The organism is Streptomyces sp. LBL (assembly GCF_029893585.1).
GTDB lineage: Bacteria > Actinomycetota > Actinomycetes > Streptomycetales > Streptomycetaceae > Streptomyces.
On sequence record NZ_JARXYX010000001.1, the window covers coordinates 296,516 to 322,658 of the forward strand.

Genomic DNA, 26,143 nt, shown 5'->3' on the forward strand with positions numbered 1-26,143 from the left:
ACACATCGTGACAAAAATCGGGACGGCCGCACTGAAGGGCCATTCCATGGATCATCCGGTTCATCCGGATGAACCGAGGGACCCCTCGACCACCTCCCCGCTGGACCGACTGCCGCTCCGCACACCGGTGTCGGCGCACCACCGGGAGCCCGTACTGGACGTGGTGGTCCCGGTGTTCAACGAGGAGGCCGAACTGGAAGCGAGTGTGCGGCGGCTCCACGCACATCTGCGCGAGACCTTCCCGTACCCGTTCCGGATCACTGTCGCGGACAACGCCAGCACCGACGACACCCCGCGGATCGCTGCCCGGCTGGCCGCCGAGTTACCGGAAGCGCAGTGGCTGCGGCTGGCCGAGAAGGGACGCGGCGGTGCGCTGCACGCGGCGTGGTCGGGGTCGCGGGCACCGGTGCTCGCATACGTGGACGTGGACCTGTCGACCGATCTGACGGCGCTGCTTCCGCTGGTCGCCCCGCTGATCTCCGGCCACTCCGACATCGCGATCGGCACCCGCCTGGCCCGTGGTGCCCGAGTGGTGCGGGGCCCCAAACGGGAGGTCATCTCCCGTTGCTACAACGTCCTGTTGCGCTCCACCCTCGCCGTGGGCTTCTCCGACGCGCAGTGCGGATTCAAGGCCGTGCGACGTGATGTCGCCGAACGGCTGCTGCCCCTCGTGCAGGACTCGGGGTGGTTCTTCGACACCGAACTGCTGGTGATAGCCGAGCGGGCCGGGTTGCGCATCCACGAGGTGCCGGTCGACTGGGTGGACGATCCCGACAGCCGGGTCGACATCGTCTCCACAGCGCTGGCCGACCTGCGCGGCATCGCCAGGATCGGCCGGTCCCTGGCCCGCGGCACACTTCCGACAGCCGGGCTGCGGCGCGACGTCGCCGCCCACTCGCCCAGTGGTCTGGCCGGCCAACTGCTCCGCTTCGGAGCGGTGGGAGCCGTGAGCACCGTCGGATACGTGCTGCTGTACGCGCTGTTGCGCCCGCCGACCGGCCCGCAGGCCGCCAACGCGCTGGCCCTGCTGATCTGCGCGGTCGCCAACACGGCCGCGAACCGTCGGCTCACCTTCGGACTGCGCGGCCGGGGCGGTGCGCTGCGCCACCAGGCCAAGGGCCTGTTGGTCTTCGCGGTCGGTCTGGCGCTCACCAGCGGATCGCTGGCCGTGCTGCACCAGGTGGCGCCGAGACCCGCGCGCCCCACGGAGATCGGGGTGCTCGTCGCCGCCAACCTGGCCGCGACACTCCTGCGCTTCCTGCTCTTCCGGGCCTGGGTGTTCTCCGCCCGTCGCCGCGGGACGGGAGCCATGGACGGACGCACCGCACCATGACGACACCGGCGATCCACCCCGGGACCGACCCCTCCGAGTCCGTTGTTTCCGACCCCAGCCCTGCCCACGACCTGGCCCACGACCCCGCTCCCGCCTCGAGCCCCGACCCGACCTCCGCTCTGACCCTCGACCCGAGCCCCACCCCGAGCCCCACCCCGAGCCCCACCTCGACCTCCGACCCGACCTCCGACCCGACCCCCGGCTGGAGGCACGACTGGCGTTCACGCCTGGGCCGTTGGGCCAGACATCACGGTCCCGTACTGGCCCTTTACGGCGTACTGAAGCTCATCGGCTTCTCCGTCTTCATGTACCTGCTCAACTCGGCGGGGGAGTACCGGAAAAGGGACCCGCGTTTCGGCGGCGGCGCCCATGCCTGGGATGTGCTGGCGAGCTGGGACGGCTGGTGGTACCAGCAGATCGCCGCGCACGGGTACGACCCCGCTCTCGTCCCGGTCCCCGGCGCCCAGGGCCTCATCACCCTCGAAGGCAACTCGGCCGCGTTCTTCCCGCTCTACCCGGCGACGATGCGGATCGTCTCCGAAGGCACCGGGCTCGGTCTGTACGGCTCCGGCATGCTCGTCTCGGTCGTCGCCTCGTTCGTCGCCGCCCTCGGCATCTACGCCGTCACCGCCCGGTTCGGCGGTCGGCGGGCCGGGCTGGCCGCGGCCGGACTGTGGGCAGTCTGGCCCGGCTCGGGTATGGAGTGGGCGGCCTATTCGGAGTCCCTCTACGTCGCTCTCGCCGTCTGGGCCTGTCACGCCGTCATGAGCGACCGTTGGCTCACCGCCGGCGTGCTCACCTTCGCCGCCGGCCTCAACCGCCCCACCGCCGTCGCGCTCATCGCCGCGCTCACCGTCGCCGGGCTGCTGGCACTCCATCGCCGTCAGGACGACATCGCCCGCCCATGGACCGCGATACTGATCGCCCCGCTCGGACTCTTCGGCTACCTGCTCTGGGTCGGCAACCGGATGGGCGATCTGACCGGCTACTTCAAGCTCCAGAAGGGAGCCTGGGCACACACCTTCGACTACGGCGAACAAACCGTCGACGTGTTCACCTCCATGGCCGTGGGCCACTTCGACTACCTCTTCGCGTACCCCTTCGAGGACACCATCGGCGCAGCCGTCGTCCTCCTGGCGGCGCTGCTGATCCCGCTGCTGATCCGCCTGCGCCCGCCGGCCGTTCTGGTCGTCTACACGCTCCTCACCATCGCCCTGGTCCTGGGCAGCCAGCAGATATTCGGCAACGTCTCCCGCTACCTGCTCCCGGTCTTCCCCCTCTTCATCCCCCTGGCCGTCAAACTGCGCGGCCTCGGTCTGCCCACGCTGTTCACCCTGCTGGGCATCACGGCGGTGGCGTCGGGCTCGTACGCGGGATACGTGCTCTTCGAACTGGGGGTCCCGTAGGCCCCGTCGGCGCCCCGCCCGCTACCTCTCCTGCGCTTGCCGCGTGGCCACGATGTCGGAGTCCCATTCCAGGATCCGGCTCAGGTCGTCGTCCCCGGGCCGGGACGGGGGTGCTCCACCCGCGGGGCGCGAGGGGGTGTGGGTGCCGCGGGAGATGTTTCCGCTGACGGTGGTGTTGTGCTCGGTGCGCGGGCGGCGCAGTGACTCGTAGCAGGAGAGGGCGGTCTCGGTGTCGGGGGCGTCGCGCAGGGACTTCGCGAGAACGACGGCGTCCTCCAACGCCATGGACGCGCCTTGCCCGGTCGCGGGTGAGGCCGCGTGGGCCGCGTCGCCGATCAGCAGCGTTCGGGAAGCCCGCCAGGGACTGCCGGGCGGGATCTCGGTGGCGTTGGTGACCAGGATGTCGTCGGTGGTGGACGCCACGACGTCCGCGGCGACGGGGGCGTCCTCGCGCAGCAACGGCACGAGCAGGTCCCGTCGGCCGGCGGCCGAGCCCTGCGCGAGCTCGGCGGCGGACAGGGGCACACCGGGGACGCGTGCGAACCAGTGGGCCTCTCCGCCGGGTGACACCGCGCAGCCGAAGGGGACCGTCCGGCCCCGCACCATGGTGATGCACGCGTCCGGTCCGCTCACGGACGCGGCCCGGGTGTAGCCGTAGAAGACGCGCTGGCCCGTGTAACGCGGTTGCGTGGCGGGCGAGATCGCCCGGCGGACGGTGGAGCTGAGGCCGTCGGCACCGACGAGCAGGTCACCGGCCGCGGTGCTGCCGTCGGCGAAGTGCGCGGTGACGCCGTCCGGGCCGTCCTCGACGGAGGAGAGCCGGGCGCCGTGGACGATGCCGATGCCGCGGCGTGCGGCCTCCGCCTGCAGGGCCGCGTTGAGTTCACCTCGGCGCAGGCACCGGTACTGGAGCTGAGGGTCGTCGGCCTCGCCGAGTGGAACATGTGCCAGCTCGGCGCCCGCGTGGTCGACCACGCGCATCGAGACCAGTGGAAAGCCGACCGCGGTGACGGCGGCGGACGCGTCGAGCTGTGCGAGGGCACGCATGCCGTTGCTCGCGAGGGTGAGGAACGCGCCGATGTCCTCGGCCGAGTCGGGATGCGCCTCGTACACCGCGACCTCGATGCCCGCCTTGCGCAGGGCCACAGCCGTCGCCGTTCCGGCGATTCCGCCGCCGATGACGAGAATCCGCGCCACGTCACTCCCCGTTCGTCCGTGTACGGCCTCGACGACCTTACGCCCGCGAGGAAACGCCCCGGCGGCAGCGGCGGTTCCGGCGGCAGGGCGGCTGTACCAGGGGCCGCCCGGCCGGCGGGCAGTGGGTCGGTCAGAGGTCGAACTCGTGCGGCGGGAGGTCGAGGGCGAAGCACGCCTCGCGGACGACGGCCTGTTCGGTCTTGTCGAAGTCGCCGTCGGCGCCGCCGATGACGATGCCGATCTGGATGACCGCGCGAGCCTCGGCGGGCTTCTTCTTGGCCTTGGCGATCTCCTGCAGCACGCTCACCTTGCCGAAGGCGAAGTCGGCGGTCAGCTTGTTCAGGTTCGCGTCGAAGCGCCGCTGCAGGTCCATGGCGTCGAAGTTCTGCAGCACATCGTTGGTGGCGATCAGCTGGGCCACGCGCTGGCGCTCGGCGGGGTCGATGCTGCCGTCGGCCGCGGCGACGAGCGCGCACATCGCCATGCTCGCGTCGCGGAAGGAGCCGCTCTTGAGGTCGTTCTTCTTCGCCTCCAACTGGGTCTGCATCGTCGATGCGGATTCCTTGATGCGGTCCCACAGGGCCATGAGCACTCCATACGGTCGGTCGAAGGCCGGCCCGCCAGGGCGGCGGCCGGTGTCGCTGAACATCTACAGCAACGTAGAAACTAGCGAGCGGGCGGATAAGTTCCGGCGATCTCCGGGACGTGGCAGCGTCTTCGCACCGCAGGCCGGTCCCGCCGAGGCCGACGACCGGGCAGGCGTCAGAACGTCACCGCCCGCGGACCAGCCCAGCAAGGTAGCGCCAGAGCGACGACCGCGGCCTTTCGGTGTCCTCGACCGTCGGCGGATGGCCGGGCAGGGGAGGGACGACGGGATAAGGGGGAGTGCCCGGAGGCCGGGGAGAGGGGTTGTCCGCGAGGGTGTAGCGGACGGGAAGCGAGCGCAGGCCCCGCATGAACGGGGACGAGCGCCACGGCAGTTGGTCGGTGGGCAGGGACAACTCCAGCCCGGACAGCCGCTCGAGCAGTCGGCTCACCCCGATCGAGGCCGTGGTGGTGGCCAGTTCCCTGGCCGGACACTGGCGTGGCCCCGCACCCCAGGCCAGGTGCGCCCGGGTGCTGATGGTCGAGGCCGGACAGACCTTGTCCGCGAAGGCCGGGTCGGCGTGCGCGGCGCCGACGGACACCCACACCGGATCGCCCGCGGCGATGGTGTAGTTGCCCAGCCGGGTGTCGGCCACCGGGAACCGCGGAACGAAGTTGACCAGCGGGGGCTTCTGCATCACCACCCGGTTCATGGTCTCCCTCATCATTCCGGCCGACAGGCTGGCACGCGCCTCGGCGTTCCCCCCGATCACCTCGACGACCGTGTTGGAGATCAGGATGCCGACGTGGTCCGAGGTCATTCCGGCGAGCATCATCAGTTCCCGGGACAACTCCTCGACGCCGAGGCCGGGATGGGCGGCGAGCAGATAGGAGGGGAAGTCCTCGCCCGGCTGCTTCATCTTCCAGGCACCCAGCTCGGCCAGGGCCGCCAGCAGCCGGTCCAGGGCGGGCCCGGCGTCGGGGCCGGCGTCAACCACCCGCCACATGTCCATCAGCACGTCATCGTGCTGCGAGCCGGGGAAGCCGAGCAGGTGACTGGCGACCATCAGCGGCAACGGCCGCGCGAACTGGGCGGACAGATCCGCCCAGCCGCTGTGGCCGCCCTGGGAGAACAACGTGATGAGCTCGTCCGCGTCGCGGGTGATCTTCGCCCTGAGCTGTCGGGCCTGCGGCTGGCGGGGGTCCTGGAACGGCCGGAGAGCGGCGTCCCAGGCACCACGCAGGGCCGGGTATCCCTCACCGCCCTGGATCAGTATGTGGTTGACGTCCAGCGACGGGGCCAGCGGCCAGTCCTGAGGGATCCGCCCCTCCTCCCGCGCCCGCCAGTTCCCGAGGCCCTTGGGCCACTCCTGGTCGTTCCGCAGGACCTCCAGCGCCTCCTCGTACCCCAGTACCAGCCAGACGGGAACCCCCAGCAGGTCCACCGGCGCGACCGGGCCGTGCGCCTGGCGCAGCCGCTCGTAGACCAGGGCGGGCCGGCTTTCGTAGTCCCGGGTCATGAGCGGTTCGAGCTTCATCGACTCCAGCGGCTCATGGCGGGCCGCCGACTCGTTGCTCAGTTGGAACCCCATGGCTTCCTTCCCTCAGGCCGACGGTGCTTCTGCCGCGGCTCGCTGTGGACATGATGACCTGACAGAGTAAAGATGATCACTCGCCGTAATCGGACAGCGGGTTCCGGACGGCGGGTTTTGGGCAGCGGTTCCGAACAACGATTCCGAACAACGACTGAGGGGCCGATCAGCCGGCGCGGGTGTCCCTGAGAGCGCCCGTGCGGCAGGGGGATGCCGGGAAGCCGAGGACTGGGAGAACGGTGCCTCCGGGGGATGTGAAACGGCCGACCGGCCGTGGAGCGCCGTGGACGTCGGACGCTTCACAGCCTGCCGCTGCCGCCTCCGTACGGCCCGTACAGGTCGAGCAGGCGGTTGCTCGTCACCTGTAGCCGGTGGGCCACGACCCGCCCGACCCAGTGCTCGATCGCCCGTCCGAACTCCGGGTCGGCGGCGCACAGCAGACGAACGGCGACGGCGTCGAACTCGTGTGCGCGCACCGGCGTCACGGCCTCGGCGCCCAGCTGCCAGACGTACGGCTCGAACAGCCAGGACCAGCCGACGAGATCGCCGAAGCCGAGGGTTTCGACGACCGGAGAGCGACGCCCCGGCACCTGCAGATCGAGGGCGACGCTGCCGCTGCGCACGATCCAGAACCGGTCGGCGCGCAGCCCCTCCTCGAACAGGCGGGTGCCCTGCGGGATGCTGACATCGAGGGCAAGGCGCATCAGTCGGTTCCGCTGCTCGGTCGGCAGCCCTCGTAGCAGGCCCGGAGTGACGGACAGGTTCACGGCGGCCTCCAGAGGTAGGTCCTGCGTATCCAGCGTCCGCCCTCCCGGGGCCCTCCGCACGGGCCGTCAGGCCCGGTGGGCAGGGCCGACCGGCCCATGCGGAGTCGGGCGTCGGGCACGAGGGTGGAGTCAGGGGAGCCCAGAACGCTCCGGCCCCGGCGACCCACGGGGCCGGAGCGGCCGGGCGGCAGGAGAAAGGCGGCGATCGTCATGACGGCCCAGGTGCCCCATGGTCCAGGGAAGCCCGCTCGGGAGGATGGCCCGGTTCCCGGTGGCAAGGAGGGAACCGCCGACCGGCCGCCCCGCGGCGACCTGGGGCGTCGCATCGCGCGACGGCGTACGGAACGGGGACTGACCCGGCGCGAGGCAGCGCTGCGGGCGGAGATGGCGCCCGGCTACCTCCGGTATCTGGAGGAGCAGCCCGGCGCGGCACCGGACCGGGGCGTCCTGCTGAGGCTGGCCGGGGTCCTGGGTACGACCGTCTCGGAACTCGCCGGCGGTGATGTCGACCTGCCGCCCGGCCCCGGGCGGGCCGCTCGACACATCGAGTTCACCGAGCTGACCGAGCAGGAGTGCCGGGACCTGCTGGGCACCCACGGTGTGGGCCGGCTGGCGCTGACCACGCCCGCCGGCCCGGTCGTCGTGCCCGTGAACTACAGCGTCGTCGATGAGACGGTCGTCTTCCGGACGGACTCCGGTACGACGCCCGCCCAGACGTCCGGTCACCGGGTCGGCTTCGAGGTCGACCGCATCGACGACGTGCTGAGCCAGGGCTGGAGCGTGCTGGTGCGCGGGCGGGCCCACGCCGTCACCGATCCCGACGAGGTGCACCGGCTCGCGGAACAGGCACACAGCACGCCCTGGGCCGGAGGGCGACGGGACCTGTGGATCCGTATCGAACCGGACACGGTCACCGGGCGCCGGATCACCGTGTGACAAGGGTCAAGGTCTCCCGCATCGAGGCTCAGGTCTCCCGCATCGAGGCTCAGGTCACCTGCATGGAGGGCCGGCTCTCCCACATCGCGCGCGCCGGTCCCCCCACGAGGAGGGACCGACCGGCCCTCACCCCCGTCCCGGGCGGGCGAAGGACGGACCACCACCGCACCCACGCGGCTTCGGGCGAAAGACGGACTGGCCATGGACCGCAACGACGGTTGCCGAGAACTCGAACGGCAGGAGTGCCTGCTGCTGCTGGCGACGGTGCCGATCGGCCGGATCGTGCACACGCGCCGGGCCCTGCCCGCCGTCCTGCCGGTCAGCTTCCTCCTGGACGGCGACGACGCTGTGGTGCTGTGCACCTCCGCGGCGTCGGAGCTGGTGCGCGCGGTCGAGGGTGCCGTGGTCGCCTTCGAGGCCGACGAGGTCGACGTGGCGGCCCACACGGGCTGGAGCGTGGTCGTCACCGGCCCGGCCATGGTGGTCACCGACCCCGCCGAACACCAACGGCTGGCGCGGGACGGCCCGCGCTCCTGGGCGCCCTCGCCGCTGGAGGTCTTCGTCCGCATCGAACCCGCACTCGTCACCGGACGGGAACTCGGCCGCGGACGCACGCGCCACGGGGCGGATCCCCGGCCCTGACGCCGCAAGGGGCCCCTGACAAGTGGCCCGGCCGGCCCTGCGGGGTTCCCCGCGGCCCCCGATGGTGGAAGGCATGGACCGCCTTGCACCTCCCCCCCCGACACCCGACCCGGAAGGGACCATCCATGTCCGTCGACACGCAGCAGGCGTCCGCCCCGCCCACTCAGGAGGAGCTGAAGGCCCTGGACGCCCCCTGGCGCGCCGCGAACCACCTGGCCGTGGGCCCAAGATCTACCTCATGGCCGACCCCCTGCTGACCGAGCCCCGGCGCCCGCAGCACGTGAAGCCGCGGTTGCTCGGCCACTGGGGCACCTCGCCGGGACTCAACCTGGTGCACACCCACCTCGACCGGGTCATCAAGGCTCGCGAACTGGACGCCCTGTGTGTCTGGGGCCCCGGCCACGGCGGCCCCGCCGTCCTCGCCAACGCCTGGCTGGAGGGGTCGTACACCGAGACGTATCCGGACATCACCCGGGACGCGCCCGGCTTGGGCCGCCTCTTCCGGCAGTTCTCGTTCCCCGGCGGGGTGCCCAGCCACGTCGCCCCCAAGGCCCCCGGCTCGATCCACGAGAGGAAAGAGGGCCGACCGGCCCTGGCCGTTCGGCCCGGAACCGAGAAGGATCTCCGACAGGAGCCGCGGCCTCGTCCGGAGCACGGTCGACGGCACACCGCACACGACGAGGAGCTTCCGATGGCGGACAGTGAGCTGCCCGGCACCGACGGTCCGATCCGGGTCTTCCTGCTGGACGATCACGAGGTGGTACGGCGAGGCGTCCACGACCTTCTGGACGACGAGCGGGACATCACGGTGGTCGGCGAGGCGGGGACGGTGGAGCAGGCCCTGGTCCGTGTCCCGGCCCTGCGTCCCCAGGTGGCCGTACTCGACGTGCGCCTGCCGGACGGCGACGGGGTGAGCGTGTGCCGGGAGCTGCGGTCCCGCATGCCGGAGCTGGCCTGTCTGATGCTGACCTCGTTCGACGACGAGGAGGCCCTGCTGGACTCGATCATGGCCGGGGCATCCGGGTACGTGCTGAAGCAGATCCGGGGCTCGGACCTGGTCTCCGCGGTCCGTACGGTGGCCGCGGGCCAGTCCCTGCTCGACCCGAGCGCGACCGCCAAGGTGATGGCGCGACTGCGCGGTGAGCGGACCGGCGAGCCCGAGCCGGACGCCCTCCCCGGTCTGACCGAACGCGAGCGGGAAATCCTCGCGCTCATCGGCGAGGGCCTGACCAACCGCCAGATCGGCCGACGGCTCTACCTCGCCGAGAAGACCGTCAAGAACCACATCTCCCGGCTGCTCGCCAAGCTCGGTGTGGAGCGCCGCATCCAGGCCGCGGTGATCGCCACCCAGGCGCAGGACCGACTGAAGAACGAAGGACACTGATCGCTCGGGAGACACCCCCCCCGACCGGTCGACGGACCTCACAGGGCAGGCGACGGGCCGGTTCCCGCAGGGCCGGCCGGTGAACCGGGCCCCGCCCATGTGGCCTGCCCGGCTGCGTCCTCCCCGGTGAGGAGGCGCAGCCGAACTGCCGTACTGAGGCGGAGCAGGACGCGAGCGCGACCCTCGCCGGCCAGGCGGTCGACGAGGGCCGTAGCACCCACCAGGCCGTAGTACCCACTACGGCCCTCATCTGCCGTGAGCAGCCAGCCCGCCTGGGCCTTACATGGCGAAGCCCGGCGTCTTACGTGGTGAAGCGATGGCTGCCGGAGCCGACCCGGTACACCACGCAGTCGCCCTCCTCACGCAGGAACGTCGCGTGGGTGTGGGTGACCGCGTCCGGAGCGTCCGCGGGGATCCATACCTCGGCGGTCGTGTTGGGAGGTACGGAGCACGTCAGGGTGAAGCCGCCGGACCGCTGTCGCCACTGTGTGGAGACCGGACCGTGGACCGAGGTGAACGTGGCGCGGGCGGAGGTGACGTCGCCGCCCGGGCGGGGGCGGACGACGATCTCGCGGTAGCCGGGCCGGCCGGCCGAGATGCCGGCGATGTTGGTGTACATCCACTCGCCCACCGAGCCGTAGGCGTAGTGGTTGAAGGAGTTCATGCCCGGGTCCTGGAAGCTGCCGTCGGGCCGGAGCGAGTCCCAGCGCTCCCACATCGTGGTGGAACCCTTGTCGATCGGGTAGCCCCAGCTGGGGAAGGAGCGTTGCTGGAGCAGGCGGTAGGCGACGTCGGTGTGGCCGGAGTCGGTGAGGACGGGCAGCAGCCGGGGTGTACCGAGGAATCCCGTCGACAGGTGCCAGTCCTTGGCCTCGATCAACGCGACGAGGCGGTCGGCCGCCGCCGTGCGCAGGCCGTCCGGCAGCAGGTTCATCGACAGGGCGAGGACATAGGCCGTCTGCGTGTCACCCTTCACCTTGCCGTCGGCGGTGACATAGGCGTTCTGAAACGCCGTGCGTACGCGCGCGAAGAGGTCGAGGTAGGGGGCGGAGTCCTGTTCGAGCTCCTGGGCGATCCTCGCCGCGAGGTCGGCGCTGTGCGCGAAGTACGCGGTGGCGATGACGTCCTTCGGTGTCTCGTCGGAGATGTTCAGCCAGTCGCCGTATCCGTCGGCCGGCCGCAGCAGCTTGTCGCTGTTCTTCTCCAGATACCTCAGCCACGCCTGGACGGACGGCCAGGCGTCCTCCAGGACCTGCCGGTCCCCGTACGCCTGGTACAGGGACCACGGGACCGTGACGCCCGCGTCGCCCCATCCGGCGACACCTTTGCCGACCGTCCCGACCATGGGCGCCACATCCGTGAACGCGCCCTCCGGGGTCTGCGCGTCACGCAGGTCCACGAGCCACTTGGCCAGGAAGCGGGCCGATTCCATGGTGTACGCGGCCGTGGGCGCGAAGACGTTGATGTCGCCCGTCCATCCCAGCCGCTCGTCGCGCGCCGGGGTGTCCGTCGGGATGGAGAGGAAGTTGCCGCGCTGCCCCCAAGTGATGTTTTTGTGCAGCTTGTTGAGCATCGGGACGTCGGTCTCGAACTCGAAGGTGAAGGGGGCGGACGTATGCATGACGCGACCGGTCACGGCGTTCGCCGAGGGGGTGCCGGGGAATCCGGTCACCTCGACGTAGCGGAAGCCGTGGAAGGTGAAGCGCGGCTCGTACGTCTCCTCGCCACCGCCCTTGAGGGTGTACGTGTCGGTGGCCGCGGCGGTGCGCAGGTTCGTGGTGTAGAGGGTGCCGTCCGGGTTGAGGACCTCGGCGTGCCGCAGACGTACGGTCGTCCCCGCCTTGCCCGAGACCCGCAGCCGCACCGACCCGACCATGTTCTGGCCCAGATCGAAGACGAAGACGCCCGGCTCGGGTTCGGTCACCTTCTCGACCGCGAGTTCCTGGGCCACCCGGACCGGGCCGTCCACCTGCGCGACGATCCGGTCGGGAGCGTCGTCACCGGCGGCGCGGACGGGGAGCCAGGTCCGGTCGTCGAAGCCGGGTGAGGTCCAGCCGGGGGTCTCCTCGCGCGCGTCGTACGTCTCGCCGCCCAGCAGGTCGGCGGCGACGATCGGCCCGGATGCCGCCCGCCAGGCCGGGCCCGATGTGATGCGCTCACTCGTCCCGTCGGTGTAGTCGACCTCCAACTGCGCGAGCAGCGCGGGCCGTTCGCCGTACTGGTGGGGTCCGAACATGCCGACGTTGCCCGCGTACCAGCCCGGCGCCACGTACGCGCCGATGGCGTTGGCGCCGGGCCGCAGGAGCGTGGTGACGTCGTACGTCTGGTACTGGACGCGGGTGCGGTAGTCGGTCCAGCCGGGAGCGAGCTGGTCGCGGCCCACGCGGCGGCCGTTGAGGTGGGCTTCGTACAGGCCGAGAGCCGTGGCGTACAGGCGGGCGCGGGACACCTTCTTCCGGGGAAGCCTGAACTCGTGCCGCAGCTGGTTGGCGGCGTACACCACCGGGACGACCCTGCCCCAGGGGCCGGCTCCCCAGGCGGCTGCCTCCTTCGCCGCCGGCCAGCCGCTGTCGTCGAAGTCCGCCTCGCGCCAGCTGTCGGCGGGCTCCTGGTCCGTCGACCTCCAGGAGGCGTCGGTGACGATCCGTTGTTCGCCGGAGGGCGTGCGCAGGGTCAGGACGGCGACCAGGCCGGCGGGTCCCTCGCTCGCGTTGGTCGCCGAGACCGCGAGGATGTTCTTCCCGGCACGCAGCCGGGTGAGAACGTCGATGACGGCCGGCCTGCGCCAGCCGTCGTGGTCCGTGGCGAGGTCGGTGCGGGCCACCTCGATGCCGTTCACGGAGACGGCGTAGACGTTGTCGGCGGAGAGGGCGAGGGTCGCGGCCGTGATCCCCTCCGGGAGGTCGACGGTGCGGCGGAACCAACGGGTGACCGCGGGCGCGCTGGTGGCCGGTTCCCCTTCCGGGAACCAGATCCACGCGCTGCCCTCCAGAGACGGTGCGTCGGTGAGAGCCGGAGGAGCCGAGACCCATTCCGCGGACCAGCGTGCGGTGTCCATGAGTCCTGTTTCCCACCACGCCGGCGTGCTCCAGGCGGAGACGCCGCCCTCGGCGTCCCACACCCGAACGGACCAGAAGTAGCGTGTCCGTGGCCTCAGTCCGGGGCCCGTGTACGGGACGAGGACGGACTCGTGGGAGGTGACCTTCCCGCTGTCCCAGACGTCCGGGTGGGACAGGCCCGACGCGCTGGAGGCGACGCGGATCTGATAAGCGATCTGCCGCGCGCCCGGTCTGTCCGAGGCCATCGGCCAACTCAGCCGAGGGCGTCGCACGTCGAGGCCCAGCGGGTGTTCCACGTACTCGACGGTCGGCGCGGTGACCCGCAGGGCGCCGCGTGGCGTACGCGCCTGGGCGGACGGGGATGCCGGGGATGCCGGTGGTGCGGCGGCCACCGCTGAACCGGCATCGGCGGCCGTGGCGGCCGTGGCGGCCGCGGTGGCGGCTGCGGCCGCCAGGATGTTCCTTCTGCTGATCACTACGGTCCCTCCGGGAGCGGGATGAATCGATTCACAGCGCTGGACTTACGTGAACGTAGGGGCGTGCGGGACGGGGGTCAATGAGCGTGCAGGGACTTTTCTGACGAGCCGTCGGTCGGGCGTGCTCCTTCGGCGGGACGGACACGTCCGTGGCGCCGGCGATTGAACGGTTTCAATGCGCCCGGCAACCCCCGTGTGGCGTGCTGGAAGGCGGGCGGGGTGCCGGAGGGACGCAGCCAGCCTGTGGCGTACGCGTCGCCTGTGGCGTGCGCCTTGCCTGTGGCGTGCGCCGGGCGCAGGCTGGTTTCTATGGGTGCGCACCACAGCCCTACGCTGATCACGTCCGTCCAGCGGGCCTTCCGTCTGCTGGAGGCCATGAGCGCGCACGAGAACGGCGCGCCCGCGAAACGGCTGGCGCGGGAGACGGGCCTGCCCCTGGCCACCGCCTATCACCTGCTGCGGACGCTGGTCCACGACGGATATGTGCGCAAGCTCGCCGACGGCGGGTTCATCCTCGGTGACAAGCTGCGGACCCTGCCCGCCACAGGACGCGGGCAGACGCTGCTCAGCCGGGTGCGTCCCACGCTCGCCGCGCTGCGGGACGAGTTCGCGACCGCCGCCTACCTCACCTTCTACGAGGACGGCGAGATCCGGGTGGCCGAGATCGTCGACGGCCCCCGCGCGCCCCGCGTCGACCTCTGGGTGGGTTTCGAGGACGCCGGCCACGCCACCGCGCTGGGCAAGTCCGTGCTGCGGGAACTGGACGACGAGGCCCGCAAGGACTACCTGTCCCGGCACCACCTGGCCGATCTCACCCCGCGGACGATCACCAGCCCGCCGGAACTGCTGCGGCGCATCGACTCCTCGTCGGTGGCCCCGGCCGTCACGGACCTGGAGGAATACGCTCTCGGTACGGTTTGCGTGGCTGTGCCCGTCCACTGCGGGGACACACTCGGATCGCTCGGTGTCTCCCTGCCGTCCGGACGTCTTTCCCGGCTGCCGGAGATCCGGGACCGACTGCTCCCGACCGCCACGCGCGTGACCAGGAGCCTCTCGCTCACTATCTGAAAACCATCTCCTTGTGGCGCCCGGGGCGACACCGTTTCCTGGAGGAACCAGGCATTTCAGGAGTGCACCCCGAACAAGTGAGGACTGCGGACAAGACATGAGCCAGGCCACAGACCATGGTGACGACGACCGGCCGACGCGGCCGTCCGCAATCCGAGTGGCGGGTTCCAAGGCCTCTGCCCGCAGCCGCGCAGTCGCGCAGCTGGTCCTCGGGACGTCCGTCCTGCCCCTGTTGATCGTCTCCGCCGTCGTGCTCGCCGACCTCTTGGGCGGAGCGGGGATGATCTGTCTGCATCTCCTCGCCGCCGGACCCGCGCTCGCCGCCACCACCACGACAAGCCCTCGCGGCGTCTTCTGCGTCGGCCTCCTTGCCGCGGCGATCGGCGTGCTGCTCGGTATCTGGGACGGTGTTCCGGGGCACGAAATGGCGGCCGTCATGTCCGCTCTGGTCGCCGTCACGCTGGCGAGCGGCCTGGTCAGCGCGCTGCGCGAACGCCGGGAACGGGTGCTCGCCGCCGTCCGCTCGGTCGCGGAGACCGCCCAGCAGGCCCTGCTCACACCCGTGCCCGCGACGGTCGGCCCCTTCCAGGTCGCCGTCCGCTACAGCGCCGCGGCGGCCGAGGCCCGGATCGGCGGCGATCTCTACGCGCTGATACCCACGCCGTACGGGGTGCGGCTGATCGTCGGTGATGTGCGGGGCAAGGGGCTGCCGGCCGTGGGGACCGCGGCGCTGGTGCTCGGTGTCTTCCGGGAGGCCGCCCATGACGAGCCCGACCTCCTCGCCGTGGTCGAGAGGATCGAGCGGAGCCTGGCGCGCAACCTCGGCTGTGACGACTTCGTCACCGCCGTGGTCGCCGGGTACCCCGAGGAGGGGCAGCTGGAGGTGGTGAACTGCGGGCACGCGCCTCCCCTGCTCGTACGCGAGTGCGGAGAGGTCGTGGCCGTGGAGCCCGCGCATTCCACTCCGCCCCTCGGGCTGCGTGCCCTTTCCGGACAGACCCCCGACCTCCAGGTGCTGCCCTTCACCGACGGGGACCAGCTGTTGCTCTACACCGACGGGGTCACCGAGGCCCGCGACGGCGGCCGCGCGTTCTACCCGCTCCTCGACGGCCTGACCCGGCATGTGTCCGACGAGCCCGAGCACACCCTCAGCGCGCTCCATGACGAACTGCTGGCGCATGTGGGCGGCCGGCTCCACGACGACGCGGCGCTGCTCCTGATCCGCAAGCCGTCCGTCGTGGAACCGGTGGCCGCCCACGTGACCACTGTGTGACGCACGCCTGTTGACCCTGTTGGCCCTGGCGCATGGCGCCCGTGGTGCCTGTGGTGCGGAGTGCCCCCATGACGAGGCGGGGCCGGGCGGACGCCGGGGTGTCAGCCGTGCGACACGTTCAGCCCGTAGAAGGCGACCCGGGCCCCCTGCGTCGTGCTGTCGGACGACGACTGGTTGTAGGAACCGGCCTTGAAGTACTGCTTGTACGGGAAGAACGACGAGGGAATGGGGTAGTGGGTCGTACTGCCGTTGACCGTCAGGTCGATGGTGTCGCCGCCGGAGACGGCGATGGTGTAGCTCCATGTCTTGCCGACCGGCACGTGTCCCACGGTGTGCAGCGTCTGGCCGCCCGCGGGTGAGTTCTCGGTGCCGACCACGATGTCACCGCTCGCCCGGTAGTACAGCTCCACCAGGGGCTTGGTGGAGGAGCCGCCGGAGCCGAGGTGGATCTGGCCCACGCACACGTTGGAGGTCACGGACGGCACGCGCAAGGTCGCGCTCAGCTGGTGGCTGCCGCTCAGCGACCAGTCGGCCGAGCCGCCGTTGCGGTTCATCTCGCGCAGTTCGGACCGGGCGTACTTGGAGTTCGGGGTGGTGACCCCCTTCTCGGGCGCCCAGAACGTCATCGCGCCGTCGCGGTTGTCGGTGTAGAAGTACGCGTCCTGGTAGCCGTTGGATCCCTGCAGCCGGGACGAGGAGATGGTGGTGGGCGAGCCGGGGGATCCCACGGGTTCCTGCAACTGCCAGACCGACAGGTCGAAGTTGCCCCCGGGCGCGACCTTCGGATCGGCGGCGCCGGCGTCGGCGGTGCCCAGGACGGTCACGCAGGTGACGAGGGCCGCGACGGTGGTCGCCGGGAGAACTCTGGTACGGATCATGGTGCCGTCCTTCGCTGGTCGTGGGGGAGAGAAGGCGAAGTGCAGATCGATGAACGATAGATACATCCGTGAACATGAGGGTGTGTCGCGACGGTAAAGGTCTGTACCAACGACGTCAAGAGGTCGCGCGCGGAGGGAAATGGACGCGCCGATCTTGACCTGGCGGGAATTCCGGGCTTAGCGTTCCCGAGCTGACTATGGATTGAAACGATTCAAGAACCTGAGGCGACACATGCAGAAGTTCATCCCGCAGCGTGGCGGGATATCCCGGCGCGCGGTGCTGACCGCCTCCTTGGCCGCCGGCGCCGGCGTGACGTTCTCGGCGGCCGGCTCGCCGGGCGCCGCCGCTCTTCCTCTGACCGGCCGCCAGGACCTGACCGGCGACTGGTTCGCCACCTCCCCGCGCTCCGTGCGCCCCAAGTTCCGCTGGTGGTGGCCGGACGGCCTGGTCGACCCGGCGGAGATCGCCCGTGAGATCGACCAGATCGCCGACGCCGGCTTCGGCGGAGCCGAGATCGCCGCCGTCCACCACAGCATCAAGGACAAGTCGGTCCTCGACACCGCGCACCACGGCTGGGGCAGCACCCCCTGGCGTGACGGTGTCGAGGCCGCCCTGCGGCAGGCCGCCCGCCGTGGCCTGACCGTCGATCTCACCCTCGGCCCCAGCTGGCCCGTCGCCGTCCCCGGCGTCACTCCCGACGATGCTGCCGCCGCCCAGGAACTCGCCCACGGCCGCGCCTCGGTGGCCGCCGGAACCACGTACCGGGGGCCCGTTCCCGAGCCTGTGCGTGAGGCCGCCGCCGGGGTGACCCGGCGCAGCCTGCTCGCCGTCCAGGCCGCCCGCCTGGAGCCCGCCCACTCCACCCGCAAGGAAACCGGCCTCGACCCCGCCAGTGTCCGCGACCTCACCCCCACCGTCCGTGACGGCGAGCTGACCTGGACCGCTCCCGCCGAGGGCGACTGGGTACTGATCTCCTACTGGCAGCGCGGCACCGCCCAGCAACCCGAGTCCGGCCCGCACTCCTCCCCGGCCGCCTACGCCGTCGACCACCTCGGCCCCGCCGGCACCGCCGCCGTCACCGGCTTCTGGGAACGCGCCGTCCTGACCGGCACCATGCGCCGACTGCTCAGGGCGGCGGGCGGCGCCTTCTTCGAGGACTCCGTCGAGCTGGAGAGCGACTCCCTCGTGTGGACCTCCGCGCTGCCCGAGGCCTTCGAGGAGCGCACCGGCCGCTCCCTCCTGCCGCACCTGCCCGCCCTCGTCCTCGACAAGAGCAACCAGGTCTTCGCCTTCGAGGCGCAGATCACCCGGCAGATCCGGCACGACTTCTGGGCGACCGTCTCCGATCTGTTCACCGCCCACCACCTCACCGCCCTGCGGGACTGGGCGCATTCGCTCGGCATGTCGCTGCGCTCACAGCCGTACGGACTGCAGACCGACGCCATCGCCTCCGCGGCGCTCCTCGACATCCCCGAGGGCGAGTCGCTCGGCTTCAAGAACCTGGACGACTACCGCTGCCTGGCCGGCGGACGCGACATGGCCGGGCACACCGTCCTGTCCTGCGAATCGGGCGCGTACAACGGCTCCGCGTACAGCACGACCTGGGACAGATTCCTGCGCACCATGGGCGGCGCCTACGCGGCCGGCGTCAACCAGACGGTGGTGCACGGTTTCTCGTACGCCACCGCCCCCGGAGTGAGCTGGCCCGGCTTCGCCGCCTTCAGCCCGTACAACGGGGCCTCCGGTTACGGCGAGTCGTGGGGGCCCCGGCAGCCCACCTGGCGGCATGCCGAGGACATCGCCGGCTACCTCGGCCGAGTGCACCAGGTGCTGCAGACCGGCACCCCGCGCGCCGACGTCGCCGTGTTCCGCCAGACCGGCTACACCGCCACCGGCATCGGCGCCTCCTGGTTCACGGCGACCGGTGTACCGCTCGGCTGGACCCACCAGTTCCTCAGCGGACCGCTGCTCGACCTGCCCGCCGCCCGCGTCTCGGGCGGACGCCTCGCCCCGGACGGCCCCGCCTACAAGGCTCTGTTCGTCGAGGGTGACTTCTTCTACGGCTCCACCCCGACCCTCGCCCTCGCCGACGCCCGCAAGCTGCTGGGCCTGGCCCGGGCAGGGCTCCCCATGGTGCTGTTCGGCGCCTTCGACCAGGCGCTCACCCCGGGCGTACCCGACCGGGACGAGACGGACCGACTGCGGGAGGTCCTGGCCCGCCTCCTCGCCCTGCCGCACGTCCGGTCCGTGACCGACAAGACCGCGGTCGGCGCTGCCCTCACCGAGCTCGGCGTGAGCCCCGACGCCCGCTACGCAGCCCCCTCCACGCTGCTCAACGCCCACCGCGTCAGCGGCGACACCGACTTCTACTACCTCTGCAACGGCAAGCACGCCGAGACCGTCAAGCCGCCCGTCGCTCCCATCGATCACGACATCACCCTGCGCCGCACCCGGCGCGGGGCCACGGTCCCGTACCTCCTCGACCCGTGGACGGGAGAGGTGACCCGCATCGGCCGCTACACCGAGGACGGCGACACCGTCACCGTGCGCGTCACCCTCGAACCCGGTCAGGCCACGGTCATCGCGCTCGGCCGGCCCGGGCTCTTCGGCGACCGCGACGGCAGCCGCCCGCACGCGGTCGGCAGCGACGCCGACCGCGTCCTGTTCACCGACCGGGGCCTGGCCGTGCGCGCTTCGGCTCCGGGCACCTACACCACGCGTCTCTCCCGGGGCCGCACGGTGACCAGCACCGTCCGTTCGGTGCCCGCACCCGTCACGCCGGCCCGCTGGCAACTCGACGTCGAGGACTGGTACCCCGGCGCGGATCCGACCAGCACCGATGTCGTCCGGCGCACGCTCACCCTCGACACCCTGCTGCCCTGGTCGCAGATTCCCGAACTGGCCGACTCCGCAGGCATCGGCCGCTACCGCACCACCGTCGTCCTGCCCACCGACGGGAGCTCGGCCCACGGCGCGTACCTCGAACTGGGACAGGTCAGCGACACCTTCCGGGTCACGGTCAACCGCACCCGACTGGCCCCCGCCGACCGGCTCCACCCGGTCGTCGACCTGGGCGGACACCTGCGGCGCGGCAGCAACGTGATCGAGATCGAGGTGGCGACCCCGCTCATCAACCGCCTCCGGGTCGCCCAGCCGGCCGTCTTCGGCGCCGCCACCCGCCAGGCGTACGGACTCATGGGCCCCGTCCGGCTGGTGCCGTACGTCCAGGACGTCGTGCACCCATGACGGCGTGACCCTGGGGGCGGTCGCCGCCCCCAGGGTCACTCCTTGGACGCGGACCGCTCTTCGGCGGGGTGTCTCCGCCGGCCTTCCGGGACACGCCTGCGGAAAGCGGCCCGGTGGCCGGCGCTCCCCCCGCCAGCCAGCCGCCCCTCGCCCCCGACCAGCCGACCGAGAAACCGCCCGACCGGACTATGACCGGCCGATGACCCGGCCCAGTTCGATCCGGTCGATGTTCGGGGCCCACGCGCCCGCGTTGCCGAACGTCACGCTGTTGGCACCCTTCTCCAAGGTGACGGGGACTCCCACTGTCCAGTAGTCGTCCGCGCTCCAGGTGTTCTTGAAGGTGACCGTCCGGGGCGCCGCGGCGCCGACCGTGAGGTCCGCCGTACGGGACATGATGTCCGTGTTGTAGGAGTGGCCGTTGTCGCGCCGGTCGTTGTGCGCGTAGTGGACGACCAGCAGATAGCGGCCGGCCGTGGGTGCGTGCACGGTGAACTCGGCCGTGCTGTCGGGGCTGTTGCCGAGCCGGCCGATGTACGACCCGGCAGTGGCGTGAGGGGAGTCGACGAGCTTCGCGCCGCCCGCGAGGATGGCCGAGGCTCCCTCGTAGGAGAGTGTCCCGGAGGCGGAGCCGTCTCCGGCGACGTCGAGAGAGCGTACGGACGCGTGGCCGGCCGTCGCCGCGACGCGGTTGTTGCCCGCGACCAGGTACAGCCGCAGGGGCCGGCCGGGCACCGCCGTGACCTTCGCCCCGTGCAGGGCCAGCCGCACCGCCGCCGACGCCCGCGACACCACCGTGTAGTAGCCGTCACGCGGGGCGTACACGTCGAAGACGGCCTCGTCCCCGGCGCGCAGGACGAGGGCGCCCGTGCCCACTCCGGTGGAGGAGGAGTAGTCGTAGGCCGGCCTCCCGCTGATGTCCGCCAGCGTGGCCTCGTACGAGGCGGACGGAGCGCCGGTGCGCGCGGTCAGGTCCACGCGGTCGAGGGTGACTTCGGCGTCGCCCTTCGCGAGCGTCAGCACATGGGTTCCGGCCGACAGCTCCACGCGCACGTCGTTCTTGGCGCGGTAGGTCCAGTTCTGCGTGGACGGGTACGTGACCGTGACCGGGTCCGCGTCGTCGACCGACAGCTTCTGGGTGGCGGGCGCGCCGGACTGGTTGCCGTAGAGGATCGCCAGGTCGTACGTCCCGGCCGTGGGCACGGTCACGGTGAAGGCGACCTTGCTGGAGGCCTGGTTGAGCGAGCCGACGTCCTTCGTGCCGGACGCCGCGTAGCCGTTGGCGTTACTGACCGTGCCCTGGGTGTGGACCTGCCCGCCGCTGATGGCGGCGTCCTCGGCCTCGTACGAAGCCGTCCACGGGACGGAGGTCGCGGACGGGGTCCCCGAGCCGCCGGGGGTGAGGACGATCCGGTACGCGGACATCTTGTGCAGGCCGCGCAGCGGGACGGTCACCGAGCCGTCGTCGGCCACCTTCACCCTCGTACGGGCGAGGACGCGCGGTGCCGCGTGCTGTCCTTCGTATCCGGACCAGGCGGCCTCGGCGACCGTCGCGGTCACCGTGCGGCCGAAGACGGAACGGGAGACGTGCTGGACCACCACGTCGGAGTCGCCCTCGGTACCGCCGAGCAGGACCTGTGCCTGGCGGCGTGCGGTGTCGAGGGACGCGAGGCCCTGGAGGGTGTCGATCGCGTCGGCCCGTGGCGGGGTCACCTTGACGGTGTCGCCGGTGAGACCCGCGTACCAGCGGAAGAACCACCAGCCGCCGTTGGGGATGTTGGACCGCACCACGTTGCCGTCCATGTTGCCGGCGGCGTCCCAGTAGGCCTGGTTGGCGTACACCTTGTTCCGCTCGAACATGGAGACCCACTGCACGAGTTGCCCTGGCACGGACAGGTCACGGCGGTTGGCGTACTCGTCGATGTTGATCTTCAGTGGGGAGATGCCCACCTTCCGCTCGATGGAGCGGTAGGTGTCGTAGTGGCCCTGGAAGTCCCGCAGCGAACCGGAGTCGAGTTCGTGCCAGGTCATCACCTGGGGCAGCACGTTCTCCCGCTCGGCGAAGGCGAGGAAGTCGGTCAACAGGCGTGTGTGGTACGCGGATTCGTTGGGCCCGGCGATCCTCGCGTCGGGGTCGATCGCCCGGATGCGCCGGTACACCGTCTTCCAGTCCTGGAGGAACCGGTCGCGGTTGACCTCGTACTGCGCCTGGTCGCCGGTGCCGAGGTTGTACCAGATCTGGTCGGGCTCGTTGAACGGGATGTAGACGAAGCGGTCGCTGTTCGGATCGGCCGCCACCTCTTGGACGATCTTGTCGACCTTGGGGAGGTAGTCGTCGATGCCGAGGTCCTCGTAGGGCCACTTGGCGTAGATGTCCTGCATCATGACGTTGATCTCGCCGCCGCCGTTGCGGAAGAACGACGAGGAGACGGAGAGGGCGTCGCCGTTGGGGTGCTGGGCGCCGCCCTCCGGCTTCTGCGAGATGCTGGTGATCTTCAGTGGTGCCAGGGCCGCGTCGCTGGGCACCCCGTCGTCGCTGAGGCCGTACAGCGCGCCGTTGGCGCCGTGCATCACCGGCCCCTCGGAGGCGGCGAGATCGACGGTGAGGCGCTGCGGGTCGGTCGCCGCGGTCGCGGGTCCGGCAGCGGGAAGGGTGCTCGCCATGGCGGCGACTCCAAGTGCGGTGGTGAGGAGAGCGGTTCGGATACGCGATCTCGTACGGGCGGGGGCGATCACGAAGTTGGACCTCCGGTCACTTGACGGCTCCACTGGTGGTTCCGGACACGATCTTCCGGTCAGCTGCACGCCGACCGGGCGGGCGGCGGCGCCGTGCTCTCCCGCACCACCAGCCGCGGGACGGCGACGGGGCGCGGCGCGATGTGCGCGGATTCCTCCAGCACCCCGTGCAGCAGGGCGAACGCGGCCCGTCCGAGGCCGGTGAAGTCCATGCGTACGGTCGTCAGGGACGGGGTCAGATAGGCGGAGGACGGGGCGTCGTCGAACCCGGCCACGCTGATCTCGCCGGGGACGGAGCGACCGGACTCGTGCAGGGCGCGCAGCACTCCGAGCGCGAGGTCGTCGTTGCCGCACAGAATCGCGGTGACGGCCGGGTCCTTCGCCAGCTTCAGGCCTGCCGAGTGGCCGCCGGCCGGGCCCCAACTCCCTTGCACGGGAAGGGGTTCCGGTGCCCCGGCCCCCTTGAGTGCCTGCCGCCAGCCGGTCGTGCGGGCGCTGGTCCGCCGGGTGCTGGACGGTATGGCGACGTAGTGCACGGTCTCGTGACCGAGGGACAGCAGATGACGGGTCGCCTCATGGGCGGCCTCGCGGTCGTCGGTCCACACCCACGGGCGGTCCCCGCCGGGCGGGCGCGCGGGAGTCTCGACGACGCCGACGACCGGGAGTTCGGCGGGGACGGCGCCCAGGGCCCGTAGCCCGGCCGGATCGTAGGCGATCACGATCAGTCCGCCGCCCGCGTCCGCCGCCCGCCGCACCTGCGCGGCGACAGCGGCCTCGTCCGCCGATTCGAGAACGCCGATCCCGACCGCGTACGAGGCGGCGCGGGCGGCCTCCTCGATGCCCTGGAGGATCGAGGCGTAACCGTGATGGGTGGTGTTGGCGGTCAGCACGGTCACCGCCCGGCTGCGCCCGCTGGCCAGGGCGAGCGCGGTGGCGTTGCGGCGGAAGCCCAGCTCGTCGATGGCCGCGAGCACCCGCTCCCGGGTGGACGGCCTGACGCTGGGATGGCCGTTGATCACCCGGGAGACGGTCTGGTACGAGACCCCGGCGGCCGTGGCGACGTCCCTGATACTCGCCGGACGCCTTGTGTGACCGGTCACATTCATGTCAGAATTGTGACCGGTCACCATGCGGTCGTCAAGAGACCGCAACGAGGGATTCACGCGACCGAAGCCGACCGCCGCCGACGCACGCACGGGGCGGGGTCTGGAAGGGAAGACGCCTTGGCCGGTACGGCGGACGACACAAGGAAGCCCACCCATCACCCGCAGGCCGGGTTCCGTTGGGGCCACTCGGCTCTCGAGGCCGAGTTCGACACCGCCGCCGACGGGACCCTGCGCCTGGTGCGGCTCGCCCGTCCCGGCGACCCGGGCTCACCCGGCCCGCGGTCCGCCCTCCCCCTCGTCGAGCTGACCGCCCTGGGGCACGGCAGCGGCTGGTCAGGTTCGCGCTTCACCGGCACGGCCTTCGGTACGCGTCTGCGCTACCGGGACCACCGCGCCGGACGGCGCTCGGACGGGGAGTGGCTGACCGTCGAACTCCACGATCCGGCCACCGGACTGACGGCGCTCGTCGAGCTGACGTCCCCCGTCGGCCTCCCGGTGCTGCGCTCCCGTGTCCGGCTCCGCAACGAAGGCACCGAGCCTCTCGTCGTCCAGTCCGTCAGCAGTCTGCTGCTGGGCGGCCTGCCCGCGCCGGGCGCGCTCGAGGTGCACCGGGCCCGCAACGACTGGCTCGCGGAATGCCGTTGGTACACCGAGCCCCTGCGCGGCACCGTCGCCGACATCAACGGCGACGTCCACCAGCACGACAGCCGCGCCGCCCTCGCCCTCACCGGGCGTGGCAGCTGGCCCACCGACGGCCACCTGCCGATGGGGGCGCTGACGGAGCGGGACGGCGGCCGGGCCTGGCTGTGGCAGATCGAGTCCCCGGCCGGCTGGCGCTGGGACCTGGGCGAACACGCGCGCGGCACGTATCTGGCGCTGAACGGCCCCACGGACGCGGAGCACCAGTGGCGGACCAGGCTCGCCCCGGGCGCGGAGTTCACCACCGTGCCGGCGGCGCTGGCCCTGGGCGCCGGGTTCGACGCGGCGATGGGCGCGTTGACCTCGTACCGTCGCGCCGTCCGCCGCCCGCACCCCGACCATGCCACGCTTCCGGTCGTCTTCAACGACTACATGAACACATTGATGGGCGATCCGACGACGGCGAAGCTGCTGCCGCTGATCGACGCGGCAGCAGAGGCCGGGGCGGAGTACTTCTGCATCGACTCCGGCTGGTACGCCGACGACACCGACGGCTGGTGGGACAGCGTCGGCGCGTGGCTGCCGTCGCCGCGCCGTTTTCCCGGCGGCGGGATCGGGACGGTCCTGGACCGGATCCGGGAGCGCGGGATGGTGCCCGGGCTGTGGCTGGAACCGGAGGTGGTGGGAGTACGCAGCCCCGTCGCGTCGGCGCTCCCGCCGGAGGCGTTCTTCCAGCGGGACGGCGTACGTCTCGCCGAACAGGGCCGCCACCAGCTCGACCTGCGGCACCCGGCCGCCCGCGCGCACCTCGACGAGACGGTGGACCGGATCGTCGGCGACTGGGGCGTGGGCTATCTCAAGCTGGACTACAACATCGTCGTCGATCCCGGAACCTGCGCCCCCGGGGACATCTCACCGGGGGCCGGGCTGCTCGGCCATACCCAGGCCTACCTGGACTGGCTGTCCGGCGTCCTGGACCGTCACCCCGGCCTGGTCGTGGAGAACTGCGCCTCGGGCGGCATGCGGATGGACGGCGCCACGCTCGCCGTCACCCAGCTCCAGTCCACCAGCGACCAGCAGGACCCGCTGCGCTACCCCCCGATCGCCGTGAGCGCGCCGACGGCGGTCCCGCCCGAACAGGGCGCCGTCTGGGCCTACCCGCAGCCCGAATTCGACGACGACCTGATCACGTTCACCCTGGGCGGCGCTCTCCTTGGCCGGATCCACCTGTCCGGCCACCTCGACCGCATGTCGACACGGCAACTCGACCTCGTACGGGACGCGGTGCGGACGTACAAGACGATCCGCGCGGACCTGGCACAGGCCGTCCCGTTCTGGCCGCTGGGCCTGCCGGGGTGGACGGACCAGTGGCTGGCCCTGGGGATGCGGGTGCCCGGTGACCGTACGTCGTACCTCTCCGTCTGGCGCCGTGGGGGAGAGGCCGAACTGCGCATTCCCGTAGCGCACTTGGTCGGTAGCGGGGAGGTCCGGCCGGACATCCTGCACCCGTCCGCTCCGGGTGCCGAAGCGGCTGTCTGGGACGGGGATGCGGTGCGGGTGGCGCTGCCGCGGGTGCCGGGGGTCGTGCTGGTCCGGCTCACGGCGGGTGGACAGGCGGCGGAGGAACGCGGCGCACGTGGCTTCAGGGTCGACCTGGACCAGGGCGATGCCCTGGACACTTCCCGGACCGCGCGGTAGCGCCGCGGCCGGTGACGGCTTCCGAGCCCGTGACGGCCTTCGAGTCGGTGACGGCATCCGTCGAAGCCCGGCTTCTCGGACCGGCCGATGCCGGTCGCGGTCGCCGGGCGTCACGGCTGCTGCG

General features: G+C 71.5%; 17 protein-coding genes and 1 pseudogene. 10 read left to right on the plus strand and 8 right to left on the minus strand.

Annotated elements, in window-relative coordinates; translation table 11 throughout:
• Positions 1-46: 46 nt before the first annotated feature.
• A complete protein-coding gene (locus tag M2271_RS01380) occupies positions 47-1,333 on the plus strand; it encodes a bifunctional glycosyltransferase family 2/GtrA family protein (protein WP_280885173.1) in 1,287 nt (428 codons plus the stop codon).
• A complete protein-coding gene (locus tag M2271_RS01385) occupies positions 1,330-2,739 on the plus strand; it encodes a hypothetical protein (RefSeq protein WP_280885174.1) in 1,410 nt (469 codons plus the stop codon). The genes M2271_RS01380 and M2271_RS01385 overlap by 4 nt, the downstream gene beginning before the upstream one ends.
• 21 nt (positions 2,740-2,760) lie before the next feature.
• Here M2271_RS01385 and M2271_RS01390 read toward each other — a convergent pair whose 3' ends face one another.
• From M2271_RS01390 to M2271_RS01405, 4 genes are all read right to left on the minus strand, one after another.
• Positions 2,761-3,936 carry an NAD(P)/FAD-dependent oxidoreductase gene (locus M2271_RS01390; protein WP_280885175.1) on the minus strand — a complete coding sequence of 392 codons (1,176 nt, stop codon included), beginning with the start codon at positions 3,934-3,936 and terminating at the stop codon, positions 2,761-2,763.
• A gap of 130 nt (positions 3,937-4,066) precedes the next feature.
• A complete protein-coding gene (locus M2271_RS01395; RefSeq protein WP_280885331.1) occupies positions 4,067-4,522 on the minus strand; it encodes a TerB family tellurite resistance protein in 456 nt (151 codons plus the stop codon).
• 184 nt (positions 4,523-4,706) lie between these two features.
• Positions 4,707-6,113, minus strand: a complete 1,407-nt coding sequence (locus M2271_RS01400) for a cytochrome P450 (protein ID WP_280885176.1) — start codon at positions 6,111-6,113, stop codon at positions 4,707-4,709.
• 299 nt (positions 6,114-6,412) lie between these two features.
• Positions 6,413-6,880, minus strand: a complete 468-nt coding sequence (locus M2271_RS01405; RefSeq protein ID WP_280885177.1) for a cyclic nucleotide-binding domain-containing protein — start codon at positions 6,878-6,880, stop codon at positions 6,413-6,415.
• A gap of 210 nt (positions 6,881-7,090) precedes the next feature.
• On the opposite strand from M2271_RS01405, the gene M2271_RS01410 reads away from it, so the two are divergent.
• The 4 genes and pseudogenes from M2271_RS01410 (at position 7,091) to M2271_RS01425 (ending at position 9,842) form a co-directional block, all read left to right on the plus strand.
• The gene (locus M2271_RS01410; RefSeq protein WP_280885178.1) at positions 7,091-7,816 is read left to right on the plus strand and encodes a pyridoxamine 5'-phosphate oxidase family protein; all 726 of its coding nucleotides are present in this window, start codon (positions 7,091-7,093) and stop codon (positions 7,814-7,816) included.
• 201 nt (positions 7,817-8,017) lie between these two features.
• Positions 8,018-8,458, plus strand: coding sequence for a pyridoxamine 5'-phosphate oxidase family protein (locus M2271_RS01415; protein WP_280885179.1), 441 nt, complete (start codon positions 8,018-8,020; stop codon positions 8,456-8,458).
• Between the two features lie 125 nt (positions 8,459-8,583).
• Positions 8,584-9,029, plus strand: a pseudogene (locus M2271_RS01420) (phosphoketolase); the annotation flags it as partial.
• Between the two features lie 120 nt (positions 9,030-9,149).
• Positions 9,150-9,842 carry a response regulator transcription factor gene (locus M2271_RS01425; RefSeq protein ID WP_280885332.1) on the plus strand — a complete coding sequence of 231 codons (693 nt, stop codon included), beginning with the start codon at positions 9,150-9,152 and terminating at the stop codon, positions 9,840-9,842.
• A gap of 301 nt (positions 9,843-10,143) precedes the next feature.
• Here the strand turns inward: M2271_RS01425 and M2271_RS01430 are convergent, their stop codons facing one another.
• Positions 10,144-13,377 (minus strand): alpha-L-rhamnosidase, encoded by a 3,234-nt coding sequence (locus M2271_RS01430; protein ID WP_280885180.1) that lies wholly within the window; start codon positions 13,375-13,377, stop codon positions 10,144-10,146.
• Positions 13,378-13,686: 309 nt separating this feature from the next.
• Between M2271_RS01430 and M2271_RS01435 the strand changes: the two genes are divergently transcribed.
• Together M2271_RS01435 and M2271_RS01440 are read left to right on the plus strand one after the other, a co-directional pair.
• Positions 13,687-14,445: an IclR family transcriptional regulator C-terminal domain-containing protein gene (locus tag M2271_RS01435; protein WP_280885181.1), complete on the plus strand. Its 759-nt coding sequence runs from the start codon at positions 13,687-13,689 to the stop codon at positions 14,443-14,445.
• Positions 14,446-14,542: 97 nt separating this feature from the next.
• The gene (locus M2271_RS01440; RefSeq protein WP_280885182.1) at positions 14,543-15,718 is read left to right on the plus strand and encodes a PP2C family protein-serine/threonine phosphatase; all 1,176 of its coding nucleotides are present in this window, start codon (positions 14,543-14,545) and stop codon (positions 15,716-15,718) included.
• Positions 15,719-15,819: 101 nt separating this feature from the next.
• On the opposite strand, the gene M2271_RS01445 is transcribed toward M2271_RS01440, so the two are convergent.
• Positions 15,820-16,596, minus strand: a complete 777-nt coding sequence (locus M2271_RS01445) for a polysaccharide lyase family 7 protein (RefSeq protein ID WP_280885183.1) — start codon at positions 16,594-16,596, stop codon at positions 15,820-15,822.
• A 232-nt stretch (positions 16,597-16,828) separates the two neighbouring features.
• Between M2271_RS01445 and M2271_RS01450 the strand changes: the two genes are divergently transcribed.
• A complete protein-coding gene (locus tag M2271_RS01450; protein ID WP_280885185.1) occupies positions 16,829-19,843 on the plus strand; it encodes a glycosyl hydrolase in 3,015 nt (1,004 codons plus the stop codon).
• A gap of 186 nt (positions 19,844-20,029) precedes the next feature.
• Here M2271_RS01450 and M2271_RS01455 read toward each other — a convergent pair whose 3' ends face one another.
• Together M2271_RS01455 and M2271_RS01460 are read right to left on the minus strand one after the other, a co-directional pair.
• Positions 20,030-22,504, minus strand: coding sequence for a CBM35 domain-containing protein (locus tag M2271_RS01455; protein WP_280885186.1), 2,475 nt, complete (start codon positions 22,502-22,504; stop codon positions 20,030-20,032).
• Between the two features lie 131 nt (positions 22,505-22,635).
• The gene (locus M2271_RS01460) at positions 22,636-23,682 is read right to left on the minus strand and encodes a LacI family DNA-binding transcriptional regulator (protein ID WP_280885187.1); all 1,047 of its coding nucleotides are present in this window, start codon (positions 23,680-23,682) and stop codon (positions 22,636-22,638) included.
• Positions 23,683-23,799: 117 nt separating this feature from the next.
• Between M2271_RS01460 and M2271_RS01465 the strand changes: the two genes are divergently transcribed.
• A complete protein-coding gene (locus M2271_RS01465; protein WP_280885188.1) occupies positions 23,800-26,019 on the plus strand; it encodes an alpha-galactosidase in 2,220 nt (739 codons plus the stop codon).
• Positions 26,020-26,143: the final 124 nt, after the last annotated feature.